The organism is Streptomyces sp. GD-15H, from assembly GCF_045291515.1.
Lineage (GTDB): Bacteria > Actinomycetota > Actinomycetes > Streptomycetales > Streptomycetaceae > Streptomyces.
The window spans coordinates 6462197-6477059 of sequence record NZ_CP149447.1; the positions used below are offsets into that span (position 1 = coordinate 6462197).

General features: G+C 69.3%; 7 protein-coding genes and 4 pseudogenes. 2 read left to right on the plus strand and 9 right to left on the minus strand.

The annotated features are described in order from the left end of the window. Positions 1 to 61 precede the first annotated feature (61 nt). From WJ438_RS30485 to WJ438_RS30520, 8 genes and pseudogenes are all read right to left on the minus strand, one after another. Positions 62 to 778, minus strand: coding sequence for an ABC transporter ATP-binding protein (locus WJ438_RS30485; RefSeq protein ID WP_406728073.1), 717 nt, complete (start codon positions 776 to 778; stop codon positions 62 to 64). Further along, positions 775 to 1673: pseudogene (locus WJ438_RS30490) on the minus strand (ABC transporter ATP-binding protein). Before WJ438_RS30490 ends, WJ438_RS30485 begins: the two are co-directional and overlap by 4 nt. Before the next feature lie 5 nt (positions 1674 to 1678). After that, positions 1679 to 3504 (minus strand): annotated as a pseudogene (locus WJ438_RS30495) (branched-chain amino acid ABC transporter permease). A 5-nt stretch (positions 3505 to 3509) separates the two neighbouring features. Next, positions 3510 to 4442, minus strand: coding sequence for a branched-chain amino acid ABC transporter permease (locus tag WJ438_RS30500; protein WP_406728074.1), 933 nt, complete (start codon positions 4440 to 4442; stop codon positions 3510 to 3512). A 107-nt stretch (positions 4443 to 4549) separates the two neighbouring features. Further along, positions 4550 to 5784: pseudogene (locus tag WJ438_RS30505) on the minus strand (branched-chain amino acid ABC transporter substrate-binding protein). A 786-nt stretch (positions 5785 to 6570) separates the two neighbouring features. Beyond that, entirely contained in the window at positions 6571 to 6981 is a 411-nt protein-coding gene (locus WJ438_RS30510; protein WP_406728075.1) for a hypothetical protein, read from the minus strand. Between the two features lie 135 nt (positions 6982 to 7116). Further along, a complete protein-coding gene (locus tag WJ438_RS30515; protein ID WP_406728076.1) occupies positions 7117 to 7608 on the minus strand; it encodes a PaaI family thioesterase in 492 nt (163 codons plus the stop codon). A 92-nt stretch (positions 7609 to 7700) separates the two neighbouring features. Further along, entirely contained in the window at positions 7701 to 9980 is a 2280-nt protein-coding gene (locus tag WJ438_RS30520; RefSeq protein ID WP_406728077.1) for an FdhF/YdeP family oxidoreductase, read from the minus strand. Between the two features lie 326 nt (positions 9981 to 10306). Between WJ438_RS30520 and polA the strand changes: the two are divergent. Together polA and WJ438_RS30530 are read left to right on the plus strand one after the other, a co-directional pair. Then, positions 10307 to 13032, plus strand: a pseudogene (gene polA / locus WJ438_RS30525) (DNA polymerase I). Between the two features lie 375 nt (positions 13033 to 13407). Next, entirely contained in the window at positions 13408 to 13830 is a 423-nt protein-coding gene (locus WJ438_RS30530) for a hypothetical protein (protein ID WP_406728078.1), read from the plus strand. Here WJ438_RS30530 and WJ438_RS30535 read toward each other — a convergent pair. Then, positions 13748 to 14608: a DUF4184 family protein gene (locus WJ438_RS30535; protein ID WP_406728079.1), complete on the minus strand. Its 861-nt coding sequence runs from the start codon at positions 14606 to 14608 to the stop codon at positions 13748 to 13750. The two genes, WJ438_RS30530 and WJ438_RS30535, sit on opposite strands and share 83 nt — an antisense overlap. Positions 14609 to 14863: the final 255 nt, after the last annotated feature.

Below are 14863 nucleotides of genomic sequence, written 5' to 3' on the forward strand. Positions count from 1 at the left end.
TGGTGAGGCCCGCGTCCCGTTGGTTGGGGGCGCGGGCCTCAGGTTTTTGTGGTGGGTGGGGTCAGTCGACGCCGAGGTAGGCCTTGCGGACGGATTCGTCGTGGAGGAGGTTCTGTCCGGTTCCGGAGAGGACGATGTTGCCGACTTCCATGACGTGGCCGTGGTCGGCGAGGGAGAGGGCGGCTTGGGCGTTCTGTTCGACGAGCAGGATGGTGGTGCCCTGGGCCTTGAGTTCGGCGATGGTCGCCATGATTTTCTGCATCATGATCGGTGAGAGGCCCATCGAGGGTTCGTCGAGCATGAGGAGTTTGGGCTGGGACATGAGTGCTCTGCCCATGGCGAGCATTTGTTGTTCTCCGCCGGAGAGGGTGCCTGCGGCTTGTTTGCGTCGTTCTCCGAGGATGGGGAAGAGGTCGTAGGAGCGTTGGATGTCCTTTTCGATGCCTGTTTTGTCGTTGCGGAGGAAGGCGCCGAGGCGGAGGTTGTCCTCGATGGTCATGCGGGGGAAGATGTGCCGGCCTTCGGGGGAGTGGGCGAGGCCGTGGGCGACGATGTCGTGGGCGGGGATCTTCTTGAGTGATTTGCCGTTGAATTTGATCTGGCCGCCGACTGGTTTGAGGAGGCCGGAGAGGGTGCGGAGGGTGGTGGTTTTGCCTGCGCCGTTGGTGCCGATGAGGGTGACGACTTCGCCGGCTTCGACCTTGAAGGAGATTCCCTTGACGGCTTGGATCTTGCCGTAGGCGACTTTGAGGTCTTCGACTTCGAGGAGTGCGGTCATCGGTCGTTCTCCTTGCCGGGCGCGGCGTCCGTGGTGGGCTCGGCGGCTGCTTCCGCGGCTTCGACTTCGGCTGCTTCTTCGGCGCCGGGGTCGTTCGCGATGGGTTCTCCGATGTAGGCGGCGATGACGCGTTCGTCGGCCTGGACGGTGGCGGCGTCGCCTTCGACGAGTTTCTGTCCTTGGACGAGGACGGCGACGCGGTCGCAGAGGTTGAAGATGAAGCGCATGTCGTGCTCGATGACGAGGACGGCGATGCCCTTGTCGCGGATGGCGAAGACGAGTTCTTCGGTGTCGCGGGTTTCTTGGGGGTTCATGCCGGCGGTGGGCTCGTCGAGGAGGAGGAGTCCGGGTTCGCTGGCGAGGGCGCGGGCGATTTCGAGTCGGCGTTGTTCGCCGTAGGGGAGGTTGCGGGAGAGGTGTTCGGCCTTGTCGGCGAGGCCGACGAACTCGAGGAGTTCCATGGCGCGTTCGCGGGAGGCGGCTTCGGCCTTGTGGAAGCCGGGGCCGCGCAGGAGGGCGGACCAGAGGCCTTCTTTGGTGCGGGTGTGGCGGCCGACGAGGACGTTTTCGAGGACCGTCATGTTGCCGAAGAGGCGGATGTTCTGGAAGGTGCGGGCGATGCCGGCGGCGGTGACTTTGAAGGACTTGGGGGAAGGACTTTGTCCTTGTAGCGGACTTCGCCTTCGGTGGGGATGTAGAGGCCGGTGAGGCAGTTGAAGAAGGTGGTCTTGCCGGCGCCGTTGGGTCCGATGAGGCCGACGATTTCGCCGCTGCTGACGGTGAGGTCGACGTCGCGGACGGCGGTGAGGCCGCCGAAGCGCATGGTGACGCCTCGGGCGTCGAGGATGGTCTCGCCGGTGGGGGCGGTCTTGGTGGTGGTGTCGGTGGTGGTCATCGTGGTCAGGCCCCTGCCTTGCTGAGGACTGTGGGTGCTTCGGCCTCTGCGTGGAATTCGAGCTGGCGACGCCGGTTGGGGATGAGGCCTTCGGGCCGGAAGCGCATGAGGAGGACGAGTGCGAGGCCGAAGGCGATGAGCTGGTAGTCGCCGAGGAACTGGAGTTTGGCGGGGATGAGGTAGAGCAGGGCCGCGCCGACGAGGGGTCCGCTGATGGTGCCCATGCCGCCGAGGACGACTGCGGCGAGGAGGAAGGCGCTGTTGGGGGGACGACGTGGGCGAACATGTACTGCTCGGGGGTGACCGTGTAGGTGACGTGGGCCTGGACGGTGCCGGCGAGGCCGGCGAGTGTGGCGCCGAGGGCGAAGGCGATGAGTTTGACGCGGAAGCCGTTGATGCCCATGGCGCGGGCGGCGGTTTCGTCTTCGCGGATGGCGACCCAGGCGCGGCCGATGCGGGAGTCGCTGCTGCGTCGGAAGACGACGACGACGACCAGCGTGATGAGGAGCATCAGCAGGAAGTAGTTGGCGAATCGGGCGATGGTGAAGCCGGCGATGGTGTGTTCCTGGCCGAAGTCGAAGCCGAGGATGTTGATGTTGGGGATGGAGGAGATGCCGTTGGAGCCGTTGGTGATGTCGGGTCCGGAGGTGCCGTCGGTGTTGAGGACGGCGAGGCGGAAGATTTCGCCGAAGCCGAGGGTGACGATGGCGAGGTAGTCGCCGCGGAGGCGGAGGGTGGGGGCTCCGATGAGGACGCCGAAGATCATGGCGACGGCTGCGCCGAGGAGGGCGCTGGCCCAGAAGGGGAGTTGGATGTCGAAGGGGCTGGAGGGGCTTCCGGAGACCATGGCGGCGGTGTAGGCGCCGACGCCGAGGAAGGCGACGTATCCGAGGTCGAGGAGGCCGGCGAGGCCGACGACGATGTTGAGGCCCAGGGCGACGGTGGCGAAGATGAGGATGTAGACGCCGATGGTGGCGTACTGGTCGTCGGACTGGGTGAAGGGGAAGGCGGCGGCCGCGACGAAGGCGCCGATCAGGGTGACGTTGCGGTGTTTGGCGGTGATCGCGGAGACGCGGTCGATCAGCCCTGCTTTGGCGAGGGCGGCGAAGCCGAAGCCGGCGGTGATGAGGAAGCCGACGAAGAGTTCGTCGTATGAGGTGCCGATGCCGTAGGTGAAGACGGTCAGGCCGGTGGTGAGGGCGCCGACGATGATGAGGATTTCGGCGTAGGCGGGGAGTTCGCGTGCGGTCCTGGTGTGGCCGGTGGCGATGGCTGCGCGCAGGGTGGTGAAGGCGTGCCGCGTGTGGTGGCGGAACTGGTCCCAGCCGGTGTCGTCGGGGTCGTGGAAGTCGGGTTCGGGCCGTTCGAAGGGCAGGGCGAGGGCGCCGGCGAGAGCCGCGAGGGTGGCGATGGCCGCGATCCAGGCGCCGGGTTCGAGGTGGACGACGCCGCCGAGGGTGGCACTGATGGCGATGATCGTGTACCAGGCGGTGGCGAAGGTGCCGGTGGCGGCGAGTTTGATGGCGCTGTCGGCTCCTGCGGGGGTGAGCCAGCGCAGGCCCTTGGTGCCGTAGGAGGCGAGGCCGAAGAGGGTGGTGAGGGCGCCGCCGACGAGGACGAGGACCTGGAGGCCGCCGGGGTAGCCGTAGACGGTGAGGTCGCCGGGGAAGGCGGAGGTCCAGGTCCAGGCGAGGAAGGTGGAGATGACGGCGAGGGCGCCGCCGGCGGTGGCGAGGGCGCGGCCGATGTGCTCCGGGATGCCGATGAGGCCCTTGGTGGGCTCGGCGGTGGGGGAGTCGGGGGTCTTTGCTGTGGTGGTTTGTGTGGTCATCGGTGTCACGCCCTGTCCGCGACGCGCTCGCCGAGGAGGCCTTGGGGCCTGAAGAGGAGCACGAGGATGAGGAGTACGAACGCCCAGACGTTTGCCCAGGACTGGCTGCCGAACTGCTGCATGCCGGGGATGTCGGAGATGTAGGCGGTGGACAGGGCTTCGGCGATGCCGAGGACGAGGCCGCCGAGCATGGCTCCGTAGATGTTGCCGATTCCGCCGAGGACGGCGGCGGTGAAGGCCTTGAGTCCGAGGATGAAGCCCATGCGGAAGTCGATCTGGCCGTACTTGAGGCCGTAGGCGACTCCGCCGACGGCGGCGAAGATGGCGCCGAGGGCGAAGGCGACCACGATGATGCGGTCGGTGTTGACGCCCATGAGCTTGGCCGTGTCGGGGTCCTGAGCGGTGGCCTGCATGCCGCGCCCGGTGCGGGTGCGCATGACGAAGTAGCCGAGGATGGCCATGCTCAGGGGGGCGGCGCAGAGGACGAAGACGTCGCCGGTCTGGATGGTGATGGTGCCGATTTCGAAGGGTCCGCCGGGGATGCTGGGGAAGGTGCGGGCGGACTTCGCTTCGGGGTACCAGGCCCATACCGCCTGCTGGAGGGCGAGGGAGAGGCCGATGGCGGTGATGAGGGGGGCGAGGCGGGGGCCGCCGCGCAGGGGCCGGTAGGCGAACCGTTCCGCTCCTACGGCCACGGTGGTGGAGACGATCATGGCGCCGATGAGCATGAGCGGCAGGGCGATCAGCATGGAGGTGCCGTCGGGCAGGATGTAGACGTAGACCGTGAGTGCGCCGAAGGCGCCGGTCATGAAGATCTCGCCGTGGGCGAAGTTGATGAGCTGGACAATGCCGTAGACCATTGTGTAGCCGAGGGCGACCAGCCCGTACATGGATCCCAGTAGCAGGCCGTTGACCAGCTGCTGCGGCAGTTCGTTCACCGCATGTCCTCCGAGACGTTCGGAAAGTTCGAACGGATGGGGCCGGATGTGAGTGCGCGGGGCGCCTGTGGTGCGGCGCCCCGCGCGGCTCGGTTGGTGCGGCTGGATCAGCCGGTGTAGGTGCCGGACTTGACGTCGTTCCAGTCGCCGTTCTCGACGGCGTAGACGGTGAGCTGCTTGTTGGTGGCGTCACCGAACTCGTCGAAGGAGACCTTGCCGGTGACTCCGTCGAAGGAGACGTTCTGCATGGCGGCGGTGACCTTTTCGCGGGCGTCGTCGGGCAGCTTGCCGTCGTTGTCCTCGACGACCTTCTTGACGGCTTCGATGATGGCCCAGCCGGAGTCGTAGCTGTAGCCGCCGTAGGCCTCGTAGGCCTCCTTGTAGCCCTCGGTCTTGTAGTTGGCGACGAACTCCTTGGCGGAGGGGAGTTCTTCGACGGGGGCGCCGACGGAGGTGGCGAGGTCGCCGGTGCCGCTGGCACCGGCGAGCTTGATGAAGTCGGCGCTGTAGATGCCGTCGCCGCCGACGAGCGGGATCTTGGCGCCGGCGGCCTTGATCTGCTTGCTGAGCGGCAGGCCTGCGGGTATTCGCCGCCGAAGTAGACGACGTCGGCGCCGGAGGACTTGACCTTGGTGGCGACCGCGGAGAAGTCCTTGGTCTCGGGGTCGATGTGCTCGGTGCCGACGACCTTGCCGCCGAGCTTCTTGAACTCGGCGGTGAAGGTGGCGGCGAGGCCGGCGCCGTAGGTCTTCTTGTCGTCGATGACGAAGACCTTGCGCTTCTTGGAGTCGTTGTACAGGTACTGGGCGGCGAACGGGCCCTGGATGGCGTCCGTGGTCGCGGTACGGAAGTACGACTTGTACGGGCGGGTCTGGGTCTTCTGCCAGTCGGTGCCCTGGGAGAGGGCGGGGTTGGTGTTGGCGGGTGAGACCTGGACGAGCTTGGCGTCGTCGAAGACCTTCTGCATGGATTCGGCGACGGAGGAGTTCAGCGGGCCGACGACGCCGAGGACTTCGTCGTTGGCGACGAACTTGGTGGCGTTCTGCTGGCCGGAGGAGGGCTGTGCCTGGTCGTCGAGGGCTTCGACCTTGAAGGTGATGCCGTCGACGACCTTCTCCTTGTTGGCGATCCTGGCGGCGAGGTCCACGGAGTTCTTGATTCCGAGGCCCAGCGCGGACAGGTCGCCGGTCAGCGGCGCGTCGACGCCGATGACCACGGTGGTGCCACCGTTGCCGGAGTCCGAGCTGCCACCGCCGTCGTCGTCGCGTGAGCCGCAGGCGGTGAGGGTGAGTGCTCCCGCCGCCAGAGCGGCGGTGATGGCGATGAGCGAACGTTGACGCACGATCCAGTCCTTTCCCCTGACGGCCGTTTCCCGGTGGAAACGGCCGAGTCGAGCGCTGGGCCGAAGTGACAATCAGGCGGCGCGGTGACTGGCCGTGACTCTAAGCGGGTGTGGGGAATGTGGAGGAGGGTCTGGCCAAGGCTGTGACTCTCTTGTTATGACACGACGTATTGCAGAGCGGTACTGAGTGGGGGGTACGGCGGAATTCCCGCCGTTTTGCGCTGTCGGGATCATGAGAAACCGCAGGACCGGGCGGGGGGTGTTCAGGCGCATCAGGGGTTTTGGTGATTACTCGAATTGGTTGCTGCAGGTGACCTGTAAGGTCTGGGAGAAGTCCCGCGCGGGGCGCGATCCGGAGGCGAAGCGGAATAGCTGTATTGCACACGTAATACGTAGAGTTACAGCCAGGGAGGAGGGTTCGACGTTCCGTGAAACGTTTCCGCGCTCCGTGACGCGCAAGCCTGGTAGTGCTCTTGCGGGGGGAGGGCCTGTTCTTTGTCCGAAAAGAGGTGCATGGGTCAAAGGCCGGGCAAGACCTGGGTATGGCTGAAAATATGCGGGTGTCGGTGACCGGATGGTCGGATTCCAGATGGAGTTCGACGATGAACCCGAAATTCCGTTTATCTTCTCTCAGGCGTGTGACCTGCGGTTTCAGATAGGTGATAGTGGTCACTTGGGAGGGGGTGGCGGGGCCGCCCAGGATGTGTGGTGCGGGCCGGGGGAACTGCGGGGGAGGGGCGGTCAAGTCACCGGTTCCGTCGCCGGGCTCCACGGGGCCGATGCCGCTCATCGCCAAGGCCCTTCCGCCGGACCGCCCGCGCGGTGCCGCTCGGCGCAGGCCTCGCGTACCTGACGGTCGATCATCTCATGCGCGGTCTGGGCGCCTTGGTGTTCCCTGACGGGACGTGCGACGTCCACCGCTTCGCGCAGGATGTCGTACTGGCCGTTGGACAGGCCCATCGACTGGTAGTCACCGTAGGCGGTGCCGTTCAGCACCTCGTGGGCCCAGTGGGCGACGAGCCGCACGCACACGTCCTCGGCGGAGGTTGCCGACGGTGAGGGTGGGGGCGGGGTGCCGGTGTGACCGGCTCCGGACGGACCGCAGCCGGTCGCCAGGACGACCGTCAGGAGCGGTACCGCGGTGAGCAGGGGGCCGAGTGCCCGCACGGCGGGCCGAGAGGCGCCTCCCCGCTTCATGCCCAGAACGGTAGAGCGCCCACCGCCTGTGGGCAATGGCGGTGCGGGGCCGCGAGGTGAGGCCGGGTCGTGGCGGCGCCGGGAAACGGGTGGGCGGGAGCGGCTCACGGCCGCCCCCGCACACCCACGCGCCGGTCAGTTCGTGGCGCCGGCCGCCCGCTCCGCGTCGCCCGGGTTCACGTCCCGCAGCAGACAGGTCAGCCGCGCGGTGCACACCCGCTTGTCCGCCTCGTCGCTGATGACGATCTCGTACGTCGCCGTGGACCGCCCCCGGTGCACCGGGGTGGCGACCCCGGTGACCAGGCCGGAGCGGGCGCCCCGGTGGTGGGTGCAGTTGAGGTCGACGCCCACGGCGATCTTGGAGCTGCCGCCGTGCAGCATCGACCCCACCGATCCCAGGGTCTCGGCCAGTACGGCGGAGGCGCCGCCGTGCAGCAGCCCGTAGGGCTGGGTGTTGCCCTCCACCGGCATCGTCCCGACGACCCGGTCGGCCGAGGCCTCCAGGACCTGCACGCCCATGCGCGTGCCGAGATGGCCCGCGGAGAAGAACGCTTGCAGGTCCATGCCGAGCGCGGCGTACTCGTCGATGACCTCTTGCGGGAACTTCACGTGCTGCTGCTCTCCCATGGGGCCCTGCTCCGTTCGTCGTTCGTCGTGATCACTACGGCATGCGGCACTGCGGCACCGCCGTACTGCGGCAGTGGCCACTGAGCAAACGCTCAGTCGGTCGCCGATTGTTCCAGACGGACCACGACCGACTTGCTGGCCGGGGTGTTGCTGGTGTCCGCGGTCGCGTCCAGCGGCACCAGAACGTTGGTCTCCGGGTAGTACGCGGCGGCGCAGCCGCGGGCCGTCGGGTAGTGCACGACGCGGAAACCCGGCGCCCTGCGCTCCACGTCGTCCTTCCACTCGCTGACCAGGTCGACGTACGAGCCGTCCACGAGCCGCAGCTCCCGCGCGTCCTCCGGGTTGACGAGCACCACGCGGCGGCCGTTCCTGATGCCCCGGTAGCGGTCGTCGAGGCCGTAGATCGTGGTGTTGTACTGGTCGTGCGAGCGCAGCGTCTGCAGCAGCAGCCGTCCCTCGGGCAGTTCGGGGTACTCCACCGGCGCGGCGGTGAAATTGGCCTTGCCGGTGGCCGTGGGGAAGCGCCGTTCGTCGCGTGGGGCGTGGGGGAGGGCGAACCCTCCGGGGTGCGCCACGCGCGCGTTGAAGTCCTCGAAACCGGGGATCACGCGCGCGATGCGGTCACGGATCGTCGCGTAGTCCTTCTCGAACTCCTCCCACGGGATCCTGCTGTCTGCGCCGAGGACCCGGCGGGCCAGCCGGCACACGATGGCCGGTTCGGACAGCAGCTGCCCGCTCGCCGGTTCGAGGCGGCCGCGGGATGCGTGCACCATGCCCATGGAGTCCTCGACCGTCACGAACTGCTCGCCGCTGCTCTGCAGATCGCGTTCGGTCCGGCCCAGGGTCGGCAGGATCAGGGCACGCGCGCCCGTGACGGCGTGCGAGCGGTTCAGCTTGGTCGACACGTGCACGGTCAGCCGAGCCCGGCGCATCGCGGCCTCGGTGACCTCCGTGTCGGGGGACGCGGAGACGAAGTTGCCGCCCATGGCGAAGAACACCTTCGCCTGCCCGTCGCGCAGCGCGCGGATGGCCCGTACGACGTCGTAGCCGTGCTCGCGCGGGGGTGCGAAGCCGAACTCCTTCTCCAGGGCGTCCAGGAACTCCGGTGCGGGCCTCTCGAAGATGCCCATGGTGCGGTCGCCCTGCACGTTGGAGTGGCCGCGTACCGGGCACACGCCCGCGCCGGGACGGCCGATGTTGCCGCGCAGCAGCAGGAAGTTGACGATTTCGCGGATCATGGACACGGAGTGCTTGTGCTGGGTGAGGCCCATCGCCCAGCACACGATGACGCGCTTCGATTCGAGGACCATGCGCAGGCACTGCTCGATGTCGCCGCGCGTGAGGCCGGTCGCGGCGAGCGTCGCGTCCCAGTCGGCGGCACGGGCGGCCTCGGCGAACTCCTCGTAGCCGTGCGTGTGTTCGCGGACGAAGTCCTCGTCGACGGCGCCGGGCGTGTCGACGATCAGCTTGTTGAGGATGCGGAAGAGGGCATGGTCGCCGCCGAGGCGGATCTGCAGGAACAGGTCGGTCAGCGCGGCGCCGGTGGTGAGGCCCTTGGGGGTCTGCGGGTTCTTGAAGCGCTCCAGGCCCGCCTCGGGCAGCGGGTTGACGGTGATGATCCGCGCGCCGTTCGCCTTGGCCTTCTCCAAGGCGGACAGCATGCGCGGGTGGTTGGTGCCGGGGTTCTGTCCGGCGACGATGATCAGGTCGGACTTGTAGAGGTCCTCCAGCAGGACGCTGCCCTTGCCGACACCGATCGTCTCGGACAGGGCGGAGCCGGAGGACTCGTGGCACATGTTCGAGCAGTCGGGCAGGTTGTTGGTGCCGAGCTCACGCGCGAAGAGCTGGTAGAGGAAGGCGGCCTCGTTGCTGGTACGTCCGGAGGTGTAGAAGAGCGCCTCGTCGGGGGAGTCGAGGGCGGCGATCTCCTCGGCGACGATGTCGAAGGCACGCTCCCAGGTGACCGGCTCATAGCGGTCGCCGCCCTCGGGGAGGTACACGGGGTGGGTCAGGCGGCCCTGCTGGCCCAGCCAGTAGCCGCTGCGGCCGGCCAGGTCGGCGACGGGGTGCCCGACGAAGAACTCGGGGGTGACCCGGCGCAGGGTGGCCTCCTCGGCCACGGCCTTCGCGCCGTTCTCGCAGAACTCCGCGGTGTGCCGGTGCTCCGGCTCCGGCCACGCGCAGCCCGGACAGTCGAAACCGTCCTTCTGGTTGACGTTGAGCAGGGTCAGCGCCGTCCGTTTCACGCCCATCTGCTGGTGCGCCGTACGCAGGCTGTGGCCGATCGCCGTGAGGCCCGCTGCCGCGTGTCTCGGCTCGGTGACCCGCGGCGCGTCCTGGACCGGATCACCCTTGGGCGGCTTTGTGGCCATCGCGCACTCCTCTTCGCGTACACGTGTGACGTACACCTCCGATCTTCGCACGCGACGGTGACGTCGACGGGGCCGGCGGACACCGGAGGGAAGGGGGACGAGGACATTCGCCGTGAACGGTTGCGGATGGTTTCGGATGGTTGCGGACGGGCGTCGACGGTCGTCGGCGGAGTGGAAGGGCGGTCGGGGCCGCGGGCGCCGGCGCGGTCGGCGTGCGCACGCCGGCCGGGCGGCTCGGGGCCGGTGAGGGCGGTCCCGGTGCTGCGGGGCGTCCCGTGGCGCGGGGGCGGGGCCGAGTGTCAGTGGCGCGTGGCAGGATCGGGGGCGTGGCAGAGACAGCAGCGAAGAAGACCGACCAGACCTCCGGCGAGGCCCGTCCGCGACTGATGCTCATGGACGGGCACTCGCTGGCCTACCGCGCGTTCTTCGCGCTGCCCGCGGAGAACTTCACGACCGCGACGGGCCAGCCGACGAACGCGATCTACGGTTTCGCGTCGATGCTGGCGAACACGCTGCGCGACGAGGCGCCCACCCACTTCGCGGTGGCCTTCGACGTCTCCCGCAAGACCTGGCGGTCGGCGGAGTTCGCCGAGTACAAGGCGAACCGCTCCAAGACGCCGGACGAGTTCAAGGGACAGGTCGAGCTGATCGGGGAGCTGCTCGACGCGATGCACGCCCAGCGCTTCGCCGTCGAGGGCTTCGAGGCGGACGACGTCATCGCCACGCTCGCCACCCGCGCCGAGGCCGAGGGCTTCGACGTGCTGATCGTCACCGGCGACCGGGACTCCTTCCAACTGGTCTCCGAACACACCACGGTGCTGTACCCGACCAAGGGCGTCTCCGAGCTGACCCGGTTCACCCCGGAGAAGGTGTTCGAGAAGTACGGGCTGACCCCCGCGCAGTACCCCGACTTCGCGGCGCTGCGCGGCGACCCGTCCGACAACCTGCCCGGCATTCCCGGCGTCGGCGAGAAGACGGCCGCGAAGTGGATCAACCAGTTCGGTTCCTTCGCGGACCTCGTCGAGCGGGTGGACGAGGTCAAGGGCAAGGCCGGGCAGAACCTGCGCGACCACCTGGAGTCGGTCAAGCTCAACCGCCGCCTCACCGAACTGGAGCGCCAGGTCGAGCTGGGCAGGGGCGTCGCCGACCTGGAGCGGATCGCCTACGACCGCAAGGCCGTCGCGATGATCCTGGACACCCTGGAGATCAGGAACCCGTCGCTGCGTGAGCGGCTCTTCGCCGTCGATCCCGGCGCGGAGAAGGCCGAGGTCGCCCCGGTCGTCGCGGACGGGGCGGAGCTGGACGGCACCGTCCTGGGCGCGGGCGAGCTGGCCGGCTGGCTCGCCGAGCACGGCACCGCGCCCCTCGGCGTCGCCACGGTCGACACCTGGGCGCTGGGGACCGGCTCGGTCGCCGAGATCGCCCTGGCCACGGCCGCGGGGCCGGCCGCCTGGTTCGACCCGGCCGAGCTGGACGAGGGTGACGAGCAGGCGTTCGCCGCATGGCTCGCCGACGCGGACCGGCCCAAGGTGTTCCACAACGCGAAGGGTGCGATGCGGGTCTTCGCCGAGCACGGCTGGAGCATCCAGGGCGTCTCCATGGACACCGCGCTCGCCGCCTACCTGGTCAAGCCGGGCCGCCGCTCCTTCGACCTGGACGCGCTGTCCCTGGAGTACCTGCACCGCGAGCTGGCGCCCGCCGCCGCGGCAGACGGCCAGCTGGCCTTCGGCGCGGACGACACCGCCGAGGCCGAGGCGCTGATGGTGCAGGCCCGCGCGGTCCTCGACCTGGGCGAGGCCTTCGAGGGCCGCCTCCAGGACGTGGGCGCCGCGGATCTGCTGCGGGACGTGGAGCTGCCGACGTCCATCCTGCTGGCCCGTATGGAGCGGCACGGCATCGCGGCGGACCGGGCCCACCTCGAGGCCATGGAGCAGATGTTCGCGGGCGCTGTGCAGCAGGCCGTGAAGGAAGCGCACGCGGCGGCGGGACACGAGTTCAACCTGGGCTCGCCCAAGCAGCTCCAGGAGGTCCTCTTCGGTGAACTCGGCCTGCCGAAGACGAAGAAGACCAAGACCGGGTACACCACCGATGCCGACGCCCTGGCCTGGCTGGCCGGCCAGACCGACAACGAGCTGCCGGTGATCATGCTCCGGCACCGTGAGCAGGCGAAGCTGCGCGTCACCGTCGAGGGCCTGATCAAGGCGGTCGCCGCGGACGGCCGCATCCACACCACGTTCAACCAGACGGTCGCCGCCACCGGCCGCCTGTCGTCGACCGACCCGAACCTGCAGAACATCCCGGTCCGCACCGACGAGGGCCGCGCGATCCGCCGCGGCTTCGTCGTCGGCGAGGGCTACGAATCCCTCCTCACCGCCGACTACAGCCAGATCGAACTGCGGGTGATGGCCCACCTCTCCGAGGACGCCGGCCTCATCGAGGCGTTCACCTCCGGCGAGGATCTGCACACCACCGCCGCCTCGCAGGTGTTCGCGGTCGAGCAGTCCGCGGTCGACGCGGAGATGCGCCGCAAGATCAAGGCGATGTCGTACGGCCTCGCGTACGGACTGTCCGCCTTCGGCCTCTCCCAGCAGCTGAACATCGAGGCGGCCGAGGCCCGCGCCCTGATGGACGCGTACTTCGAGCGGTTCGGCGGGGTACGGGACTATCTGCGCCGAGTGGTCGACGAGGCCCGGGCGACGGGCTACACGGCGACGCTCTTCGGCCGTCGGCGCTACCTCCCCGACCTCAGCAGCGACAACCGCCAGCGCCGCGAGGCGGCCGAGCGGATGGCTCTGAACGCGCCGATCCAGGGCACGGCGGCGGACATCGTCAAGATCGCCATGCTGAACGTGGACCGAGCACTGCGCGAGGCGGACCTCAAGTCCCGCCTGCTTCTCCAGGTCCACGACGAAATCGTCCTGGAGATCGCCCCCGGCGAGCGCCCGGCCGCGGAAGAGCTGATCCGTCGGGAGATGGCCGACGCGGTCCAGCTCCGTGTCCCCTGGGCGTCTCGGTCGGCGCGGGCCCGGACTGGGAGTCGGCGGCGCACTAGCCCTGCCGGGCGGAGTGGAGAGGTTGTTGCAGAGGGTGCTTGACGGCACCCTCCGTCGTGACCTGGTGATGCCTCACGCGGCGGCAGGCCGCCCGAGGTGCCGGCCCGGTCCAGTGCGCGGCCACGGCATCAGCCCGCCGGGCGTAGACCGCCGCAGGCACCAGGGCCCCGCCGTCGACGGCACCCGAGGTGGGTCCACCCGTCCGCCGCGCCGCGTGGCGGGGTTTGTCGGGGGCGCCCCTCGCCGTGTCTTTCGCGGTCCGGGGCCGGCGCACCGTGTGCCGGCCACGCCCATGCTCCGCCCCCGTAAGGGGGTTCACCCGCGTGGACCTCGCGGGCAGGCCGTTGCGGGGTCCGGGCGCCAGGATGCGGGGCATGGGTATACGCATGCCTCACCGCAGAGCGGCACCCCCGCCGACCGACGCCGACGGACCCACCCTCGAGGCGTTTCCGCCGGTTCCGGTCTTCGCGGCCGCCGCAAGTACCGCCCGTACTCCCGCCCCCCTCACGACCGCGTTGCGCCGCGCCGGCCGATGGTGCACCGGCCGTGCCGCCACCGCCGCACTCCCCGCCCCGTTCCCCGGTGCCGGCGAGCCGCCCCCGTGGCGGCTGTGGGCCGAGCTGACCCGCAGCTACCTGGCGCTCGTCCTCACCCTGCTGCCCCGGCCCCGCCCCGTCCGCACCGTCACCGTGTTCGTGGCGGCCGGAGAGACCCTCAGCGTGCGGCCGTACGGCTCGGCCGCCCCGTACCGACGTCATCGGGGTCCCCGGTGGCCGGGACCGGACGCAGCGCCCTGACCGCCACGGCGTACAGCGGCAGTGCGACCACGAGCCCGGCGCCCGCACCGAAGCACACCGTGGGGATCAACTCCCAGGGCTTCGCGGTCGCACCCCAGTAGTCCCACCACCGCGAGGCCCGCTGCACGGCCCCCGCCAGCGCACAGCCGCCCAGCAACGCGGCAGCCCCCCACCGGTCGGCCGCGGACAGCGACGGCACCCCCACCGGCCCGGGCCGGGGCGTCGCCCGGTTCAGCGCCCGCGCCAGGAACACGACGGTCACCACCGCGGCCACCGCCGAACCGCCGTACTGCAGGTACCAGTACAGCGGCGAGCCCGCGATCTCCCGTCCCAGGACGGGGAAGACCCGCATCCCCCACCGGTCGAGGTGCGTGAACGCGTCCCACACCACATGCGTCAGCGCACCGAGCACGGCCGAGACGTACCAGCGTGCCACCAGAGAAGCCCGCACGCGCGCGTGCGGCGTGCCGCAGCGCGACAGGGCGGCCGTCCGCCCCTGCCGGGACCGCGGCAGCAGCGCCACGAGCGGTTCGCGTATCAGGAGCCACAGACCCACCAGCACCCAGGCGATGCACACATCCACGGTGAGAACGCCCGGGAACGAGTGGGTGAAGTCTCCGAACTCCATCGCTCCGGACAGGACACTGGCCGCGTAGTAGGTCAGGTCCGGAGCGAAACTGCCGGCCACGAGAACGGCCGGCACCAGCGGTCCCCGGCCGGTCCCGTCGGTTCGTACGGCGGGCAGGATCGCCGCCGCATGGCTCAGCGTGAAGGGCAACTCGGCTCCTCGGGTGCGTTGTTTACCGGGCTGGTCGGTCCCGGTGCTCGGCGGGCCCCAGTATGCGCGCCACGCCGTCCGTGCCCCGTGAGGGCACGACTGTGGCCAACCGGTGAATACCGGGCATGAACGGGTGTGCGGGCAAAGGATGTTGTCGTAGGGTCGCGGGAGTCGCCGTGTCAGGTGCAACCGGCGGGGCGGGCTGAATCGTCACAACTGGGCGAGCGTGACAGACGTTGACGGATGCTCCGGCGT

Coding starts and splice junctions, on each gene's coding strand:
- WJ438_RS30485 (WP_406728073.1), bottom strand. CDS start 778: ATGACCGCACTCCTCGAAGTCGAAGACCTCAAAGTCGCCTACGGCAAG.
- WJ438_RS30510 (WP_406728075.1), bottom strand. CDS start 6,981: ATGAAGCGGGGAGGCGCCTCTCGGCCCGCCGTGCGGGCACTCGGCCCC.
- WJ438_RS30515 (WP_406728076.1), bottom strand. CDS start 7,608: ATGGGAGAGCAGCAGCACGTGAAGTTCCCGCAAGAGGTCATCGACGAG.
- WJ438_RS30520 (WP_406728077.1), bottom strand. CDS start 9,980: ATGGCCACAAAGCCGCCCAAGGGTGATCCGGTCCAGGACGCGCCGCGG.
- WJ438_RS30530 (WP_406728078.1), top strand. CDS start 13,408: ATGGGTATACGCATGCCTCACCGCAGAGCGGCACCCCCGCCGACCGAC.